We start from the raw sequence: 17,071 nt of genomic DNA on the forward strand, positions 1-17,071 counted from the left end.
GGCGGGGCGTTACAGAATTGCGGTTTCCAAATTCAACCCTGTCACATAGTCGGGCGCACCGTTTTCGGCGCGCCAGAGGCAATACGTTGCCATGCGCCACGCATACCACGGTTTGAGCTGTAGATAGCGCGCGACGATTTCGGGTCTGCCGTAGGCGGAAAGAAACTGGTCTTCCTCTTTCTTCGACAGCGGTGAGCCTCGGTAAAGTTGCTGCATCGCAGGCGACAAAAAGAGCGCAAGGTCTTCGCAAGGATCGCCAAGGGCTGGGCATTGCCAGTCGATCAAAGTCAGACCACCGGTCGCCACCAGGATGTTACCTGCCACGGGGTCGCCATGGATCAGACAAGTCTGTTCCGTAGGTGTGACAGAGGTTGAAGGTTGCAAATCTGCGAGTTTGCCACGCGTGTTTGACGTACAGCCTTGCAGAATTCTGTTTCCATGAGCTCGCAAGTCTTCGCTGCCATTGCATCCGGCTGGCGCCTGGACGGCGATGGACAGGGAATGAAGCTTGCGCAGCAAGGCACCGACCTGGGCTGACCCCTGCCGCCAGGGTGCTCCGGGTGCGTGGTCGTAAAACACCCAACTGGCTTCATTGTATTGCCCTGTGGCACGCAGCCTTGGCACGAAACCCGTGGTGCCAAGCGCCTTCAGGCATTGGACTTCCAACTCTGCATCATTTCGAAACAATGGATTGCGCAATGCTGTGCTGTAGAGTTTCAGGACCTTGTCGCTTGCGCGGCCCTTGACCTTCCAGACCCTGTTGGTGCGCCCGCCGTACAAGGTCTCGAACCGAGGATGTGCGTTGACCAATGCTTGCGCATGGAGATGGTCAACCAGATCTCGAGGGGGGGCAGACAGGTTGGGCAGAGGTTCCATCACTTTTTCTGGCGAGTCGATTTGCCAAGATTTGGCCTGTCCGGCCCGGTAGATCAAGCACCAGTTCTGACCGCAGTGACATGAGTTGCGGGAATTACCTGACCGCCTTGCAGGGTCAATAAAACAGCATCGACGCCTACCTGTGCTTCGATGACGCGACCGTAGGTGGCGACAGGTTTCTCGGAGAGCAACTCATCGCCTTTGTAGCATTCAAGGGTTGCAGTGTAGTTGCCTGATGCCATTGGATTGCCTGAAGAATCCACCCCCGCCCAAACAAACTCCTCAGTCGTCGTGGGCACAGTGACTTTATCGATCACCGTACCGTCACTGTCGCGGATCACCAATTTGGTTGCGTCCGCATCAGGGTCGGCCTGAGCAAACAGTGTCACCGGCTGGCCTTCAAAGTGAAAGGCCGAGGTTGAGCGGACGTCCATGCCCACCCAGCTTGCAAGTTCGTTCAGTTTCGTACCGCCCAATGCGTTGGCCAAGGTGGACAAGAGGTCATTGGTCTGGACTTGTTGCTCGACCATCGAGAACTGCGCCAACTGAGACGCATACTCGGTCGAATCCATCGGCTCCAACGGATCCTGATTCTTTGCCTGCGCCGTTAGCATCAGCAAGAATGTCTCAAAGTCCGAAGTAATCGCAGACTTCTGTGATGCCCCGGCCTTTTGTTGATCCGCAACGGGCTGCGTGGTGTTGACAGGCGTAATCATTGGTCAAAACCTCATGTCGATGCCCCGGCCCGAGGCCAGATTCTGTGGATGGGAAGTTGTGCGATCGATCCGTTCGTGCGGCGCAGCTTCTGAACGTGATGGAGATTGGGTGTCTGGGTCGTCTGCACCCTTTTGATGTGCGCCAGAACCCCAAGAGGTTCCCAGATCAAAGCTCAGATCCCCATAGCCCAGTTTCTGAAACTCTTCTGTCAGAACGGATAAATGACGTCGCATTAATTCGAGGGTTTCCGGACGCTCGGTCGCAATAGTGATTTGCAGGCCGTCCTCCCGGCCATTCAGAACAATGGAAACACGCCCAAGCTCTTCCGGATTCAGCGCAATTTTCGTTGCTCCTGATCCGGTACGTGTCTGGACCGCTGCTGCCAGCTGACCAGCCATCGCCCGGGCGATTTCTGCTCGGGCGGCAGAAGACGGACTCGTGAGTTGAGGCACAGAATCGCGTGAGGTCAGCGGCAAAGGTTCCTCTCTGGCGGCATGCAGGGCCTCAGCCTCGACAACGGGTGCCACCGGTTCGAATTCAACAGCAGTTGCCATCAGCTGAAGCTGCGCCACCGAGGGCGCCCGGTTAGGCGTTGGTGGTTTAGGCGTGAGAATGTTCACTTCGGGCAACAGTTTCTTTTCAGGGTCCAGAGGAAGCGGGATGCCCCCCATTTGTTCGACCGTGCCTTTGGTCTTTACCAGCTGATCAAACACTTGGCCTTTTTCGGTCATGTTTGTCATTTGCGCAGGTTGGGGCGTCGGATCCTGCGCCTTCTGCGAGAGCGGCGGAACCGGGAAGGACGAGTCGCTTTGCAGGGACAGTCCTTTTGATACCAATACCTGTGGTTGATCCGGGATTTTTGAGGGTGCTTGATTTGCCTCCGCAATCTGAACCGGCACCATCGTTATCTCGTCTAAGCCGGGGGTTTCGAGGAATGCAGAAAGGATTTGCTGTTCACCGGTGTGTTCTGAAATCGGGGAGGGATGGGCCGCTGCTGATGCCTCAGCCGTTGTCCCCGGCACAGGCTCGGGCTCCGCTTCGACATTTGTCAGCTCGGAATTGATGGCAGGGTTTTCGCCTTCAGGAAGGCCAGTGGCGCCAACCTCTTGTCCGAGGACGTCCTGAAAGCTCCCCGAGCCAGTTTTTTGGCCCGGAGCTTTACGAAATGTGGCGGCTTTCTCGGTTGAAGTCGGCGTTGCGTTCGCCAGCGTTAGGGGGTTGGGCATTTGCTCCGGCTCCGTGTGTCTGGTCGGAACACTGCCTGCAGGAAGTTACGTTTATTTTAACCGCTTTCGCCTTTGATCGAGAAAGTTCGAGGCAAATTCGGAGAAGGCCATGAAGGTTTCCACCCTTCCTCACGTATCTCAATCACCATTATCCCAAACCCGACTGAAAGATGTGGCCATAGAGCTGGAAGCCGCGTTTCTAGGTGAAATGCTGAAATCTGCCGGGTTGGGCAAGACCCGCCAGTCCTTTGGTGGTGGCGTAGGTGAAGATCAGTTTTCTTCGATGCTTGTTCAACATCAGGCGCAGCAACTGGCCCGGTCCGGTGGCGTGGGCCTTTCCGAAATTCTGTTCAAGTCACTGATGGAGAAAACCGATGACGTCTAAGGCTGATGCAGTGTTGATCAAGTCTTTGGAAGAAGTCCTGGATTTGGAACGTGTCGCACTTGTGCAGGGGGATCTGGACCGTTTGTCCAGCATGGCGCCTGAAAAAGAGAAGCTGATCGGTGCAATCAATGATCTTCAGGTGCTGGAAAGCGAGGCACTGATTCGCGTTCAACAGAAAGCCGAACGCAATCAGGCACTGCTGAACAGCGCGGCTGAAGGCATCCGAGCAGTCTCCAGCCGAATGGGTGAACTGCGGCGTGTTCGGCAGGAATTCAGCACCTATGGTGCAGACGGGCAGCGGAGTGAATTTACGGTTCGTAACACTGCAAAGCTGGAAAAGCGGGCGTAGGTAGAAGTTTGATTCAAATCCGAAATTTTGGGTTGCGCGTTTTAGCACTCCGTTAGGGGATCGGGTTCAAAAGTGGTGCTGCACCTGAAATCAGCAGGTGGCGCGAACGGCCACGCGGCGCGTCGCACAGGTCAGAAAGACACCAATGCCTGCAAATAGTGCGGGGTGAAAATGGGCAAAATGGCCCGAACGGAAAAGGATGAAAGCTATGTCCAGCATTCTGACAAACAATGGCGCGATGGTTGCGCTGCAAACTCTCAAGTCGGTCAATAAAAACCTGGCGATGACCCAGAACGCAATCTCGACCGGCAAGGATGTCGCAACGGCCAAGGACAACTCGGCAGTATGGGCGATTTCCAAAGTGATGGAGTCGGACGTCAAAGGTTTCAATGCCATCAAGGACAGCCTGGCGCTTGGCGAATCGACCGTCGCCGTTGCCCGAAATGCCGCGGAAACCGTCACTGATCTGCTGACACAGATGAAAGGCAAGATCGTCGCCGCGCAGGAAGACAACGTTGATCGAGGCAAAATCAATGATGACGTGACTGCTCTGAAAGATCAGATCGCGTCCGTTGTCAGCGCAGCGCAGTTCAATGGCCTGAACCTGGTTGACGGCTCTGCCGGTTCCGCATCGGTTCTGGCGTCGTTGGATCGTGACAATACCGGGGCCGTGACCGCATCGTCGATCACCGTTGCAGGGCAGAACCTGTCAACCGGCGGTTATGTCACCAAGCAGGTCTTTGACGGTTCGACCGGCGCATCGACAGGCAACGATCGCGTTGGCGCAACCATCGACAACGGCGCGACCGCTGCAACGGCGCTCGTCACCGACGAATCCAGCGGTGCCTTTGCTGCCGGCGACAAGGTCGTCGTCGCGATTAACGATCAGGTTGTATCCTATACCGTGTCTGCCGAAGACGCTGCTGCGACAACAACCGGTGATCTGGTTGCCGTTGGATTGAAATCGAAGATTGAAGAGCTTGGGATTACCGGTCTGACCGTAGACTATGACTCAGGCACCGCCGGAACCTTGTCTGTCACCAACAGTACGGGCTCTGACATTTCGTTCTCTGCTCAATTCGTGAATGCCGGTGCAGGTGGTCTGGGCGCGCTGGCCGGTATTGATGTCTCGACCGGCGCGGGTGCGACCGCTGCCCTGGCTGCCGTTGAGTCGCTGATCGATACTTCGATCGACGCATCAGCTGCTTTCGGTTCTTCCCAAAGCCGGATAGAAACTCAGAAAGAGTTCATCTCGAACCTGTCCGACTCGTTCAAGTCAGGTATTGGCTCGCTAGTCGATGCGGACATGGAAGAGACGTCCGCGCGGCTTCAGGCACTTCAGGTTCAGCAACAGCTGGCAACACAATCGCTTTCGATCGCCAATCAGGCGCCGCAATCGATACTGTCGCTGTTCCGCTAAATCGCGAAACCGGTTGGGGCGCGGTTTTCGCGCCCCATCAATGACTGCCTGAAGACGGCTCTTTGGAAGGATTTCAAGTGACACCACAAGCCTTAGCCCATCAAACCTACGCGCAAACCGCCGCGCCAACGCGGACGCCTCGCGATTCGGAATACGAAGCGATTTCCAGGATCACACGGCGCCTGAAGGCGGCAACTGCACAAAAGGCAACGGACTTTTCGGCATTTGTTCAGGCCGTACACGAAAACCGGCGGCTATGGGGGGTGCTGGCAACTGGTGTCGCCGATTCCAATAATGCGCTGCCCAACGACCTGAGAGCCAGAATCTTCTACCTTGCTGAATTCACCGAGCAACACAGCAGCCGAGTTTTGGGAGACGGCGCAACCGTTGAACCGTTAGTGGAAATCAACACAGCCGTACTGCGCGGATTGCGCCAGATGAGGGCAACTTGATGAGCGGTCTGGTCCTGAAGCTTGCCCCGAAAGAAAGGGTTCTGATCAACGGAGTTGTGATCGAGAACGGGGATCGTCGCGGCCGTTTTTCGATCATGACGCCGCAGGCCAATGTACTGCGACTGCGGGACGCGATTCATCCTGACGAAGTGAACACGCCAGTGCGCCGCGTCTGCTATGCTGCTCAGCTTGTATTGTCCGGCGACATGGAGCCGGGGCAAGCGCGTCAGCAAATGTTGCGGCGCGTGGAAGAGCTGAGCCAGGTTTTTACGGACGCTGATAGCCGACGGGTATTGGCCGAAGCCACTGATGCCCTGGTCGCGGAGCATTATTACAAATGCCTCAAATCCCTTCGCTCGCTTCTGCCACGGGAAGAGCGGCTGATGGCTTATCAGCAATGACATCTCAACCAGTCATCCCAAGCGGCGGGATCGTGGGCTGGCGGTTCTTGCAACGTACCTATGAGGGCCAGTTCCAGAGTTTTTCGTCTTCAGCGGTGAATGAGAGAGAGACCAAGTACTTTCTGGACAACATCGGAAAAATTCAATCCGCCAAAGAGCTGGTGTCGGATCGCAGGTTGTTGCAGGTCGCTTTGGGTGCGTTTGGGCTGGAAGGAGATGTGGAAAACCGGTTTTTCATACAGAAAATCCTTGAGGATGGTACTCAGGCGGATGACGCGTTGTCCAATCGATTGGCAGACAAACGATACCGGGAGTTTTCGGATGCCTTTGGATTTGGTCCCGGCGCTGTCCGCAAAACGGCGCTGGCTTCAAACATGGACCAAATCGCTCAGGCCAATTTGACCGCCCGGTTTGAAATTGCTGTTGGCGCGTCAGATGAGACGATGCGTATTTCGCTCTATGCACAACGGGAGCTTTCGGATCTCGCCAAAAGTGCCTCCAGCGCAGATACAAAGTGGTTCGATCTGATGGGGCTGCCACCCTTACGCAGCATGATGGAAACCGCACTTGGTTTGCCGTCGTCTTTTGCGCAGCTGGACATTGACAAGCAGCTTGTCGAGTTCAAGGACAGGTTGTTCAAACTGACTGGCTCGGAGGATCTGGCACAGTTTTCGAATCCAGACTCCATTGAGAAGCTGACCGACACTTATTTGGCCAGAAGCCAGATTGCCCAGCCTCAGAATACGATCTCGCCAGCGCAGACGGCATTGATCTTGCTGGGAGCTGGTTGATCGGACGTTCTCGGATCGACTTCGTTGATGGGGCTTAGTCGCGACGGCATCACGTCAATCGAAAAACCTGCTTTTCTTAAGCACTGCAAACGGAAGGCCTCAACCGTTCAGAATCTCATCGGCTGCTGTTTGTAAAGCATAAGATCTGACGGGTTGGGACACATTGTGCAGATTGACGTCGCCCAGCGGCACGGCGTTGGAACAGGCCGGTTCGATGTCTTCGGAAACGACAATGCGGTGCCCTTGCGTCTTGCCGAATTCTCCCAAACGCGCTGCGATGTTCGCGGCCTGACCGATAACTGTGAAGTCAAGGCGTTCACGAGACCCCACATTGCCGTAGGTGACACGCCCATAAGCGACGCCGATTGAACAGTCGCAATGCACGTCTGTGCCTTCTTTGCGCAGCTCACCCAAAGTTTCTACGATTTTGATCGCCGAGCGCTGGGCATTGGTGCGGGCTGCACTGGCATTCTCGTCCGTTGCCGGGAAAACGGCCAGTACAGCGTCGCCGATGAATTTCAGAACTTCTCCGTTATTGTCATGAACAATACCCGAGACTGTTTCAAAGAACTCGTTCAGGAGATTGATATACTCGCCCCGGCCCAGCTTCTCTTCCAGGCTTGTTGAATTGCGCAGATCACAGAACATGATTGCGGCGTCGATCTCATCCCCGTCACCCCGCCTGATTTCGCCGCCCAGCACACGCGCGCCGGTACGTTTGCCGACATAGGTTTCCAGCAGGACCTGCGCGTTTTCGCGCTGCATGAACACTTCGTAGAAACGGGCAATGACAGAGGAACATTCAAATACAAGGCCCAGATTTTCGGTAGTGAACCCGTCCGGGTGATCGCAGGTCAGCGTCAGAACATTGGTGCGTCCGTCGGAAAACGGCAAGGGCATGGCCACGTAATCCGTTGCGCCCTTGGCCCGCAAATCCTCCATGATCGGGAAGCTGTTATGCGGGTTCTCATCGTTCAACCTTTGCCGCACGCCACCCAGACCGTTCGAGACATGTCGCAAAGGGCTGTTGATGAACGCCGGGTGATCATAGATTTCGTATGTCGGGGCCCGGGTCAGAATCTCGTCTTCATCTTTTTCCCAGATATAGTGCTTTCCCGCGATAAGCGGGTGCAGAGACCAGGCCAGAATGCTCAGCCGTTGAATCGCGATGCCATGCTCCAGCATCTTCTCAGCCAACGCTTTGGTAAAGCTCTCGGGTGTTGTCGCGGTCGAAGCACCACGCATCAGCCAATCGATCAGCGGCCCGCTGATACTACCGTCATCGGGTTCGCGAAGGTGGTTTTCGCCCAAATCGATTTTCGTATAGGCGCCGGGCACAAACCCTATGCAGCCTTGTATGGCCACGCTTTCGGGCAGGGCTTCTTCATAGGCCCAGACAGAATTGGCCAGATTTTCCGAACCCAGATTGATGTCGTGGTAAGTGGCAGTGCCTTTGAACGGGCAGAATGTTTGCAGGTCTGTTTCTTCGCTCAGATCAACACAGACATCCGCGCGGGGAACATAGATCGTGGGGGGCAGGCGCGTTTCATACATCACCTTGGCATTTGTACTTTCAGCCAAAAGCACACCGTTTCGGTAAATGGCAATTCTGCCATTCAGCGATTCAACCGATATTCCATACCCATTGATCTTTGGTGCGGCGTGGACGTTCACATGCGACCTCCCTTGCCTGGGGTTGTTCTAGAATGGGGCTTTGCATCGCACATTCCAAGAGGCGGCGAAGGGAAAAGTGCCAACTCATACGGTCACACAGCAAGGCTCAGACCATCTGTATGACGTCTTTTTCGATGGACAGCATATAGCCTTTTTTGGCGATGTTCTTGACCAGAAGCTCACTGACCATCTGGTTGCCAAGCGCATCCCGCAACCGTTTGATCCGCGTCGCGCCCGCAGCTTCGTCGCAATCGGCTGCATTGCGGCCGGAAATCATGGCTTCGATCTGGGCACCGGACAATACCTCGTCATCCAGCCGGGATTCAGCCAGAACCGACAGGGTTTCCATGGCGGCAGGTGTGAGTTTGAAATCCATGTTGTTGAGGTAGACAGTATTTTCTTCGCGGCTGATCAGCAGGGATGTCACTTGAATGCCGGTGCGTTCGATTTGCGCCATGCGCCGGTTCAGCAGAACCAGCATTACCAGAAAGACCAATGCCGAGACCATCATCGCACTGGCGAAAACCAGCAACACGAAGATCACCATCCGATAACTGGACAGGGTGTCCGCGAAGGCGGTGCCAGACTGGGCCAGAATTTCAAGCAACCGGATTTCAGTTTGCGAGGTCAGATCGGCCTCTACGAACAATCGCTCGACCCGCGCGTTGAATGCGTTGGCGTCGGGCAGGGTCCAGAAAAGGAAAACCGCGGCGGTGATCAGAATGGCGACAATAGCCGCGATGCCCAGCACAACCAGCCTGACACCAGACCGACGCGCATCAGAAACGGAGATAGAATTGTCCGGCATTGCCCTTCCTCTGATCCAACCCTTCCGGCCCGAAAACGGACTGCACTTCAAGCAAGGTCCAGCCTGACGCGCGCAGGCGCTGGGCGATTTCTGCACGGGCCTGGCCCTTATCGCAGTTCGAGACCTGAATGACTCCGTAATGCAGACGCAGTGGATTGTCTTTCTTAGCCTTGTAATCCGCGTAGCAATCCGCGGCAGACGCGGTGGAGCCAAGCGATATCAGGACCGTAAAGGTCAGAGAAGAGAGTATCTGTTTCATAGGCCGCATCCTGCGCATGAGTTACTGCGATATTCAATAACCCAAGGGGTTTGCGGCCTCTGATATCCGATAACACCGGGCGGTTATTGCTTGTCTGAGCCGGCCGCCCCCAATGTCAGGGCAATCAGGACGCGCTCCGTCACACGGTCGCCCAAACACTATGAAGGACACGCATCATGCACAAGAAATTCATCACTTTCATCGTTGTGACCGCCGTTGCAATAACCGGGGTTTCTGCTTCTCAGGCACGGGCTGCTGATGCAAAGGACATTCTTGGCGGGCTGGCTGCCATCGCGATTATCGGTGCCGGGGTTCACTACTATAACAAGGAAAAGAAAAAGGATCGGGCGGCTCGCCACCAGACCTATACCCCTGCACCGTACACGCCGCAGCCCGTGCGCCCGCTGCCGCCGCGCGTGGCGCGATACGATCTGCCCCAGCGTTGCCTTCGTACATTCAACGGGTACTCACAGGATCATCCGTTACTTGGGCCGAAATGTCTCAAGAAGCACTACAAACATGCCAATAGCCTGCCGCAAGAGTGCAAGGTCGGTTTCTGGAACGGCCAAAAGGTCAAGCGGGCGTATGAACCCGCGTGCCTGCGCCAGAAAGGATACCGTGTCGTTTATCAGTAACATCGGTTGAGCAGGAGCGGTGCCAAAGAAGCGCCGGGTGAGAGAGGGCGGTGTGGGCTGCCCTCTCTTTTTTCTTGCGGCGCTGTGCGAAACGCGGTTTTCCAAGGGTATGACAAAACCAGATTTCGAACTTGAGCAGGCGCTGCTGGATCGGGGCCATTTTCGCATCGCGGGTGTGGATGAGGTCGGGCGTGGCCCTTTGGCGGGACCAGTTGTCGCCGCGGCCGTGATCCTGAACCCACAGGCCATCCCCGAAGGGTTGAATGATTCCAAAAAGCTGACGGCCAGACGTCGGGCCGCGCTGGATGCAGAAATTCGACACAGCGCTGAGTTCGCGGTGGCCGAAGCATCGGTCGCCGAGATTGACGAGATCAACATCCTGAGGGCATCGCATCTGGCGATGGTACGTGCGGTTGAGACGCTGTCGCCGGCACCTGATTTCCTGCTGATTGACGGAAACATGATTCCGTGCGGCCTGAAGATTCCGTCGCAGGCAGTCGTGAAGGGGGATGCACGGTCGGTGTCGATTGCAGCCGCCTCGATCCTTGCGAAAAACTGGCGCGATCAGGTGATGGTGGATTTGGCGCAACAGCACCCGGGATATGGATGGGAAACCAATGCCGGTTATCCGTCAAAACAACACAAGGAAGCGTTGCAAAATCTTGGCGTGACCCCACACCATAGACGTTCGTTCAAGCCGGTGCACAACATCTTGTATCAAGAGTAAATCGTAAGCCGCTGATTCAAAAAAGAAATTGACGGCGAATCGTCTTTGACTCATCCTAGTCTCAACCAAATGAGCGCAAAAGCGCCGTGGACACTTGAGGCAGTGATATGACGACAACCACCAAAAAGGGCGCGAAAGCGCCCCCTTTAAACACGATTCTATCTGGGGACTGCATCGACGTGATGAACAGTCTTCCCGAGGCGTCCGTTGACCTGATCTTTGCGGATCCGCCCTATAATTTGCAGTTGAAAGGCCAACTGCATCGCCCGGATAACAGCCAGGTGGATGCGGTCGACGATCACTGGGATCAGTTTTCCAGCTTCGGCGCGTATGACGAATTCACCCGCGCGTGGTTGAAGGCGGCGCACCGTCTGCTCAAACCAAACGGCGCGATCTGGGTGATTGGCTCTTACCACAACATTTTCCGTGTAGGCTCGGCGTTGCAAGACGCAGGGTACTGGATTCTGAATGACGTTGTCTGGCGCAAATCAAATCCGATGCCCAACTTCCGCGGTAAGCGTTTCACCAACGCGCATGAGACGATGATCTGGGCGTCCAAACGTGAAGGGGCCAAATACACCTTCAACTATGAGGCGCTGAAGGCCCTGAACGAAGGCGTTCAGATGCGCAGCGACTGGGTGCTGCCGATCTGCACCGGGCATGAACGTCTGAAGGATGAAAATGGCGACAAGGCGCATCCGACGCAAAAGCCGGAATCTTTGCTTCATCGCGTACTGATCGGGTCGACCAATCCCGGCGACGTGGTGCTGGACCCGTTCTTCGGCACCGGCACCACTGGTGCGGTTGCCAAGATGCTGGGCCGTGAATTCATTGGCATCGAGCGCGAGGAAAGCTATCGCAAGGTGGCCGAGAAACGTATCGCCAAGGTGCGCAAGTTCGACCGTGAGGCTCTGGAAGTAAGTGCGAGCAAACGTGCCGAGCCGCGTGTTCCGTTCGGGCAGCTGGTCGAGCGCGGCATGCTGCGCCCTGGCGAAGAGCTGTATTCCATGAACCAGCGCCACAAGGCCAAGGTTCGCGCCGATGGCACGCTGGTCGGCGACAACGTCAAAGGCTCGATTCATCAGGTAGGCGCTCATCTGGAAAATGCGCCGTCCTGCAATGGCTGGACCTATTGGTGCTTCAAGCGCGACGGCAAAACGGTTCCGATCGATGTCCTACGTCAGCAGATCCGGGCCGAGATGAACTGATTTCAAGAACACCGCCGGTGCCTGTGGCCTGACACAAGGCACTACGCCTTGCCCCGCCGATCCTACGGCGGGGTCTTTTGTTTTTGGATCAACAGTGATTGCATGAAGACAACCCTGACACTGCAAGAAAGATCACGGCCATGACCGAGACAACCGCGCAGCCCCGCCGCAGTCTGTTTTTCACGGAACCTGACACGTTCGATCTGGACAACAAGTACACGGAGGCCGCGTTAGAGCGGCACAAGCGCGAAGGGCTTGAACTGGCTGTACGCGCGCGCTGGGTGGCCATGGCCCTGACCGGGGCTCTGCTTATTTTTCTGAACCCGCAATGGGATGTGCTGTGGTATCATTTCATCCTGCTGCTGATCTGTGCCAATGGATGGCTGATCCGTAGCGCGGGCCGGGTGGGGCAATCCCGGGTCGAGCTTCTTTTGATCTTTGTTGATCTGTTGATCATGACCCTTGGGATGATCGTACCCAACCCGTTCAGCGATGATGTCCGGCCGCTGGCCATGCAATATCGGTTTGACAACTTTCAGTATTTTTTCGTCATTCTGGCGGCTGGAACCTTGGCTTATTCCTGGCGTACGGTGATTGCCATCGGTTCGTGGACGGCAATGATGTGGACGATCGGTTGGATCGTCGCCTGGTGGGTGGCCACGCCTATTCCGGAGATCAGCGAAAAGGTCGCAGAGGCCTTGCAGGGCTACCCGGATGTCGCCGAGCTGTTGGATCCCAACAATTTCATGATCCCTCAACGTATTCAGCAGGTTATCGTGTTCATGATGGTTGCAGTAACGCTGGGCATCTCGATGCGGCGACTCAATCAATTGTTGATGAACAACGCGGGGCTGGAAAGGGAACGGGCCAATCTGTCACGGTATTTCTCGCCCAATGTGGTAGATGAGCTCAGTCAGAACGATGAACCGCTGAAACAAGTCCGTAAAGCGGATGTGGCCGTTCTGTTCATCGATATTGTCGGGTTCACCAAATACGCCGCCGGACGGGATCCCTATGAGGTGATCGAGGTGCTGCGCGGGTTTCATGCCCGTATGGAAACCGAGGTATTCCGGCACCATGGGACATTGGACAAATATCTGGGCGACGGTTTGATGGCGACCTTTGGCACGCCGGTGCCAACGCCGCTGGACGCGAGCAATGCCCTGGAATGCGCCCGTGCGATGGTGGGTGGAATCGACCGTTGGAATCTGGAACGCCGCAGGGCCGGAGAGCCCGAAATCCATGTCGGCGTTGGGGTGCATTACGGCTCGGTCGTACTTGGGGACATCGGTGCCAACCGGTTGGAATTCGCGGTGATTGGCGATGCGGTCAATGTGGCTGCCAAGCTTGAAGCGCTGACGCGAGATTTCAAGGCACGTGTCATTGTCAGTGATGCCGTGCGCCTGCGAGTTGCGGAAGAAAATCCGTCGATGTCGGAGGCCATGGCCGGTTTTGTCGCCTATCGCGACCAATCCGTTCGAGGGGTCGAGGCACCTATGGATGTCTGGGTGATGAAAAGCTGAGGTCCTCCCGCCCTTCAGAACCGCATCGAGGATGCGGTGCAGACAGTTGGGCCAAGCAGCGCGCCTGTGCGCGCTGCGGTCACGCTTTGGGCATCGGGTTCAGAGATTTGTTGTAGGGGTGCCAGTCGGTGATCTCGGGATAATAGTGGCGTCGCCACGCGCGAACGCGCGGGTTCATGACCCGCCGCCACAGCGGAGGGATCATCGCGGCCACGGTCATGACGGGATAGCCATAAGGTAATTGCGGGGCTGTGTCTGACGCGTGATGTTGCAGCAGCGGAAACCGGCGGTTGGGTTTGTAATGGTGGTCCGAATGGCGCTGAAGGTTGATCAGCAACCAGTTCGACGCTTTCTGCGAGGCATTCCACGAATGGCGTGGCAGGACATGCTCGTACCGTCCGTCGCCCAGGTGTTTTCGGGTCAGGCCGTAATGTTCCACGTAGTTGACCAGCTCGAGCTGCCAGATCGCGACACCAGCCTGTAGCAGAAACAGCGCCACGCCGGACCATCCTCCGATCAGGCCGGCCAGTACCAGCATCCCACCCTGCAGCGCCCAGTACCGCCAGAACGGGTTTGATCGATCTGTCCACGGTCTGTCGACGCGGGCTAGCTTGTCGCGCTCGGCGCTGAAGGCCGAAACCCAGCATTGCCACAGAACGCGGGGATAGAAGCGATGAAACCCTTCGTTGTAGCGCGCCGTTACCGGATCGCGCGGGGTGCCGACATGGCGGTGATGGACCAACAGGTGCTCGGACCGAAAATGAGAATACAGCACCATGGCAAGAAGGATGTCACCCAGCCAGCGTTCCAAGCGGCTTTTCTGGTGCATCAACTCGTGGCTGTAATTAATCCCAATCGTGCCCGAAATGACGCCCATGCCAAAGAAGAGGCCGATTTTCTCAAGCGTTGACAGATGGGTGTTGTGGGTTGCGTACCAGATCAGACCAAAAAGGGTGATGAACTGGATCGGGACCCAGAGTTTTGTCAGCAAAATGTACCATTGCAGCGCCGTGTCAGGTGCCTCGGGGTCGGCGTTTTGAGTGTTGAGCCCGGTGATCCGGTCCATCACTGCAAAGACCCACCAGGTTGCGGCAGGAACCAGCAGCAGTGACCATCCACCGGTAGCAGCTGAAAACCAGACCAGCGGAACCAACAGCAGCGACACCCAGAAAGGAGATGCAGATTGCCAGCGGGACAATGTGCCTGTTGCGATCATCTTTTCTGCTCCGACTTTATGAGCATACCCTAGCCATGACCTGAAGACTTGCACAGCGGACTTATTGTCCTCTCCACAGATCAAAGACCTTTCGCATTACTGTTGGCAGGTCGCTGGGTCTGAAGCTGTGTTTGTCTACCACGGTCAGATGTTTGGGTACGTCCCGATGGACGGCATCCGTGCTCCAGATCCGCAGAATCAGGTGGAAATGTGTAAACGTGTGGCGCACTTCGCCCGGCAAGATTTTCCATGTCGAAGGGAACGGGGCACGTTCGGTGGGGTCATCGTTCCATTCTGATCCGGGCCAACCCAGCATTCCGCCCAGCAGACCTTTGTCAGGCCGGCGTTCCAGCACCATGGCACCGTCTGCCATACGCGCGACATACACGTGCCCATAGCGGGTCGGCTTGGGTTTTTTGGGTGTTTTTCTTGGCAGGTCGGCTTGGGTTCCTGCGACGCGACTCTGGCAGGGTTCACGCAGGGGGCAGATGCCGCAAGCCGGTGACTTCGGCGTGCAGATGGTGGCCCCCAAGTCCATGACCGCCTGCGCGTAATCGCCAGGGCGTGAGGTCGGAGTCAGAGCCGACGCTTTTTCTTTCAGCACGGGTTTGGAGCCGGGCAACGGATCGTGAATGTCATAGAACCGGGCCATGACCCGTTCGACGTTTCCGTCCAGCACGGTTTCGGGCTGATCGAATGCAATGGCCGAGATCGCAGCCGCTGTATAGGGGCCAATACCGGGTAGTTCCAGCAGGGCTTCAAAGTTGTCGGGAAACCGGCCATCGTGATCCTGCGTGACAGCACGCGCGCATTTCAACAGATTGCGGGCGCGAGCGTAGTAGCCAAGCCCGGCCCATTCTCCCATGATCTGTTCGTCCGGTGCGGCGGCCAGGGCCTGAACCGTGGGCCAACGGGTGGTGAAACGCAGGAAATAGTCACGCACCGCCGCAACTGTTGTTTGCTGTAGCATCACTTCGGACAACCAGACCTGATACGGGTCCGGACGTATGCCGGCGGCGCGATCCGCCGGACCCGTGCGCCATGGCATTTCGCGGGCGTGGCGGTCGTACCACTCCAGCAACGCATCACTGACGGTCAATTCAGCAGAGTCACGCAAGTTTTATCCATCTCCCTGTCGGGTTTCTCTGGCACCCGGTGCCCTGCTCAGTACAATAGAGGTGTAGGAGCTGGAAACCAGATGCAACGCAGACGTTCTTCGACCCGTGGGTTCAAACGCACCGCGTCCTTGCTGAACGATCAGATCAGGCGCGCCGGGGAAAGCCGGGGTTTTGCCGTCTCTCGGCTTTTGACCCATTGGGCCGAGATCGTCGGCCAGGAAATCGCCGCCATCGCACGCCCGGTCAAAGTGGGTTATGGCAAGGGCGGTATTGGTGCGACCCTGACCGTTCTGACGACCGGACCACAGGCTCCGATGCTGGAAATGCAGAAGGAACAGCTTCGCGGCAAGGTGAATGCGGTCTATGGCTATAACGCCATCAGCCGCGTCCGCATTACCCAGACCGCTCCGACCGGATTTGCCGAGGGGCAGGCCAGTTTCGACCACAAGCCGAAGCAGGCTAAACCCAAGATTGCGCCTGACATTGCCGCCGAGGCTGACAAAGTGTCACGCAATGTAAATGATGAAGATTTGCGCGCGGCCCTTGAACGTCTCGGGCGCAACGTTTTATCCAAACAGAAACGCTAAGAAAGGGCTGAGAATGAGCCGTATTGCAACCGTAATCTGTGCGGCTGTCGCCGTAGCCGCTGGCGGCTATTGGCTGACACAGTCGAACACCAACGTCACCTTTCCGCTGGTCAGTGCTGCCGAAGCGCAGGAGGCAGACCTGGATACTTCGACGATCGTCGATATGGTCCAGGGCGCTGAGGATGCGCCTGTCGAAATCATCGAATATGCATCCTATACCTGCCCGCATTGCGCAAATTTCCACACAGGCGCCTATAAGCAACTCAAGAAAGACTTCATCGACACCGGCAAGGTCAAATTTACCTACCGTGAAGTCTATTTTGACCGCTACGGCCTTTGGGCATCGATGGTGGCCCGCTGCGCCGGCCCCGAGAAGTTCTTCGGTATCACAGACCTGATCTACGAAGGGCAAGCCGAATGGTCACGTGCTGGTGGTCCGGCCGAGATCGTGGACGAGCTGCGCAAGATCGGTCGTCTGGCCGGTATCGATGGCGACCAGCTTGAGGCTTGCCTGCAAGATGGCACCAAGGCGCGGACATTGGCTGCGTGGTATCAGGAAAACGCCGAACGTGATGGCATCCAGGCGACTCCGTCGTTCCTTGTGAACGGCAAGAAAGTCGACAACCAGTCCTACGCTGACTTCAAAAAGCTGATCGAAGACGAATTGGGTGGCTAACCACCCTTTTCCGGTTGGCCCTG

At 56.5% G+C, this 17,071-nt stretch carries 20 protein-coding genes; 12 read left to right on the plus strand and 8 right to left on the minus strand.

The annotated features are described in order from the left end of the window. Positions 1 to 9: 9 nt before the first annotated feature. The 3 genes from AC2FJB_RS17790 to AC2FJB_RS17800 are packed head-to-tail and all read right to left on the minus strand — an operon-like array spanning position 10 to position 2,819. Positions 10 to 876, minus strand: coding sequence for a phosphotransferase (locus AC2FJB_RS17790; protein ID WP_496719828.1), 867 nt, complete (start codon positions 874 to 876; stop codon positions 10 to 12). Positions 877 to 929: 53 nt separating this feature from the next. Further along, positions 930 to 1,592 (minus strand): flagellar hook capping FlgD N-terminal domain-containing protein, encoded by a 663-nt coding sequence (locus AC2FJB_RS17795; protein WP_117871977.1) that lies wholly within the window; start codon positions 1,590 to 1,592, stop codon positions 930 to 932. Between the two features lie 3 nt (positions 1,593 to 1,595). Next, on the minus strand, positions 1,596 to 2,819 hold the full coding sequence (locus tag AC2FJB_RS17800) for a flagellar hook-length control protein FliK (protein WP_496719826.1): 1,224 nt from the start codon (positions 2,817 to 2,819) through the stop codon (positions 1,596 to 1,598). A gap of 109 nt (positions 2,820 to 2,928) precedes the next feature. Between AC2FJB_RS17800 and AC2FJB_RS17805 the strand changes: the two genes are divergently transcribed. The 6 genes from AC2FJB_RS17805 to AC2FJB_RS17830 all read left to right on the plus strand — a co-directional run bounded on the left by AC2FJB_RS17805 (position 2,929) and on the right by AC2FJB_RS17830 (position 6,617). Then, positions 2,929 to 3,204: a rod-binding protein gene (locus AC2FJB_RS17805; protein ID WP_496719824.1), complete on the plus strand. Its 276-nt coding sequence runs from the start codon at positions 2,929 to 2,931 to the stop codon at positions 3,202 to 3,204. Continuing rightward, positions 3,194 to 3,553 carry a flagellar biosynthesis protein FlgN gene (locus tag AC2FJB_RS17810; RefSeq protein ID WP_496719822.1) on the plus strand — a complete coding sequence of 120 codons (360 nt, stop codon included), beginning with the start codon at positions 3,194 to 3,196 and terminating at the stop codon, positions 3,551 to 3,553. The genes AC2FJB_RS17805 and AC2FJB_RS17810 overlap by 11 nt, the downstream gene beginning before the upstream one ends. Before the next feature lie 208 nt (positions 3,554 to 3,761). After that, positions 3,762 to 4,973: a flagellin N-terminal helical domain-containing protein gene (locus AC2FJB_RS17815; RefSeq protein WP_496719820.1), complete on the plus strand. Its 1,212-nt coding sequence runs from the start codon at positions 3,762 to 3,764 to the stop codon at positions 4,971 to 4,973. Between the two features lie 77 nt (positions 4,974 to 5,050). Next, on the plus strand, positions 5,051 to 5,425 hold the full coding sequence (gene flaF / locus AC2FJB_RS17820; protein ID WP_496719818.1) for a flagellar biosynthesis regulator FlaF: 375 nt from the start codon (positions 5,051 to 5,053) through the stop codon (positions 5,423 to 5,425). Beyond that, complete coding sequence (gene flbT / locus AC2FJB_RS17825) at positions 5,425 to 5,826, plus strand: flagellar biosynthesis repressor FlbT (protein WP_496675442.1); 402 nt, start codon at positions 5,425 to 5,427, stop codon at positions 5,824 to 5,826. Before flaF ends, flbT begins: the two co-directional genes overlap by 1 nt. Beyond that, positions 5,823 to 6,617 carry a DUF1217 domain-containing protein gene (locus AC2FJB_RS17830; RefSeq protein ID WP_496719816.1) on the plus strand — a complete coding sequence of 265 codons (795 nt, stop codon included), beginning with the start codon at positions 5,823 to 5,825 and terminating at the stop codon, positions 6,615 to 6,617. The genes flbT and AC2FJB_RS17830 overlap by 4 nt, the downstream gene beginning before the upstream one ends. Before the next feature lie 99 nt (positions 6,618 to 6,716). Here the strand turns inward: AC2FJB_RS17830 and AC2FJB_RS17835 are convergent, their stop codons facing one another. From AC2FJB_RS17835 to AC2FJB_RS17845, 3 genes are all read right to left on the minus strand, one after another. Beyond that, positions 6,717 to 8,291, minus strand: a complete 1,575-nt coding sequence (locus AC2FJB_RS17835) for a DUF427 domain-containing protein (protein WP_496719814.1) — start codon at positions 8,289 to 8,291, stop codon at positions 6,717 to 6,719. Positions 8,292 to 8,397: 106 nt separating this feature from the next. Then, positions 8,398 to 9,099, minus strand: a complete 702-nt coding sequence (locus AC2FJB_RS17840) for a winged helix-turn-helix domain-containing protein (protein ID WP_117871993.1) — start codon at positions 9,097 to 9,099, stop codon at positions 8,398 to 8,400. Further along, on the minus strand, positions 9,071 to 9,358 hold the full coding sequence (locus AC2FJB_RS17845; protein WP_117871995.1) for a hypothetical protein: 288 nt from the start codon (positions 9,356 to 9,358) through the stop codon (positions 9,071 to 9,073). The genes AC2FJB_RS17840 and AC2FJB_RS17845 overlap by 29 nt, the downstream gene beginning before the upstream one ends. Positions 9,359 to 9,534: 176 nt before the next feature. Between AC2FJB_RS17845 and AC2FJB_RS17850 the strand changes: the two genes are divergently transcribed. From AC2FJB_RS17850 to AC2FJB_RS17865, 4 genes are all read left to right on the plus strand, one after another. After that, positions 9,535 to 9,993, plus strand: coding sequence for a hypothetical protein (locus AC2FJB_RS17850; RefSeq protein ID WP_117871997.1), 459 nt, complete (start codon positions 9,535 to 9,537; stop codon positions 9,991 to 9,993). A 109-nt stretch (positions 9,994 to 10,102) separates the two neighbouring features. Continuing rightward, positions 10,103 to 10,720, plus strand: a complete 618-nt coding sequence (rnhB, locus tag AC2FJB_RS17855) for a ribonuclease HII (RefSeq protein ID WP_496675449.1) — start codon at positions 10,103 to 10,105, stop codon at positions 10,718 to 10,720. 107 nt (positions 10,721 to 10,827) lie between these two features. Beyond that, complete coding sequence (locus AC2FJB_RS17860) at positions 10,828 to 11,928, plus strand: site-specific DNA-methyltransferase (RefSeq protein ID WP_117871999.1); 1,101 nt, start codon at positions 10,828 to 10,830, stop codon at positions 11,926 to 11,928. Between the two features lie 140 nt (positions 11,929 to 12,068). Beyond that, complete coding sequence (locus AC2FJB_RS17865; RefSeq protein WP_496719811.1) at positions 12,069 to 13,451, plus strand: adenylate/guanylate cyclase domain-containing protein; 1,383 nt, start codon at positions 12,069 to 12,071, stop codon at positions 13,449 to 13,451. Between the two features lie 79 nt (positions 13,452 to 13,530). Here AC2FJB_RS17865 and AC2FJB_RS17870 read toward each other — a convergent pair whose 3' ends face one another. Beyond that, positions 13,531 to 14,667, minus strand: coding sequence for an alkane 1-monooxygenase (locus AC2FJB_RS17870; protein ID WP_496675453.1), 1,137 nt, complete (start codon positions 14,665 to 14,667; stop codon positions 13,531 to 13,533). 61 nt (positions 14,668 to 14,728) lie between these two features. After that, entirely contained in the window at positions 14,729 to 15,784 is a 1,056-nt protein-coding gene (mutY, locus tag AC2FJB_RS17875; protein ID WP_496719809.1) for an A/G-specific adenine glycosylase, read from the minus strand. Between the two features lie 81 nt (positions 15,785 to 15,865). Between mutY and AC2FJB_RS17880 the strand changes: the two genes are divergently transcribed. Continuing rightward, the gene (locus tag AC2FJB_RS17880) at positions 15,866 to 16,372 is read left to right on the plus strand and encodes a DUF721 domain-containing protein (protein ID WP_496719807.1); all 507 of its coding nucleotides are present in this window, start codon (positions 15,866 to 15,868) and stop codon (positions 16,370 to 16,372) included. Positions 16,373 to 16,385: 13 nt separating this feature from the next. Next, entirely contained in the window at positions 16,386 to 17,048 is a 663-nt protein-coding gene (locus AC2FJB_RS17885; protein ID WP_299900999.1) for a DsbA family protein, read from the plus strand. Positions 17,049 to 17,071 lie beyond the last annotated feature (23 nt).

Source organism: Ruegeria sp. CDSC085, from assembly GCF_059610465.1.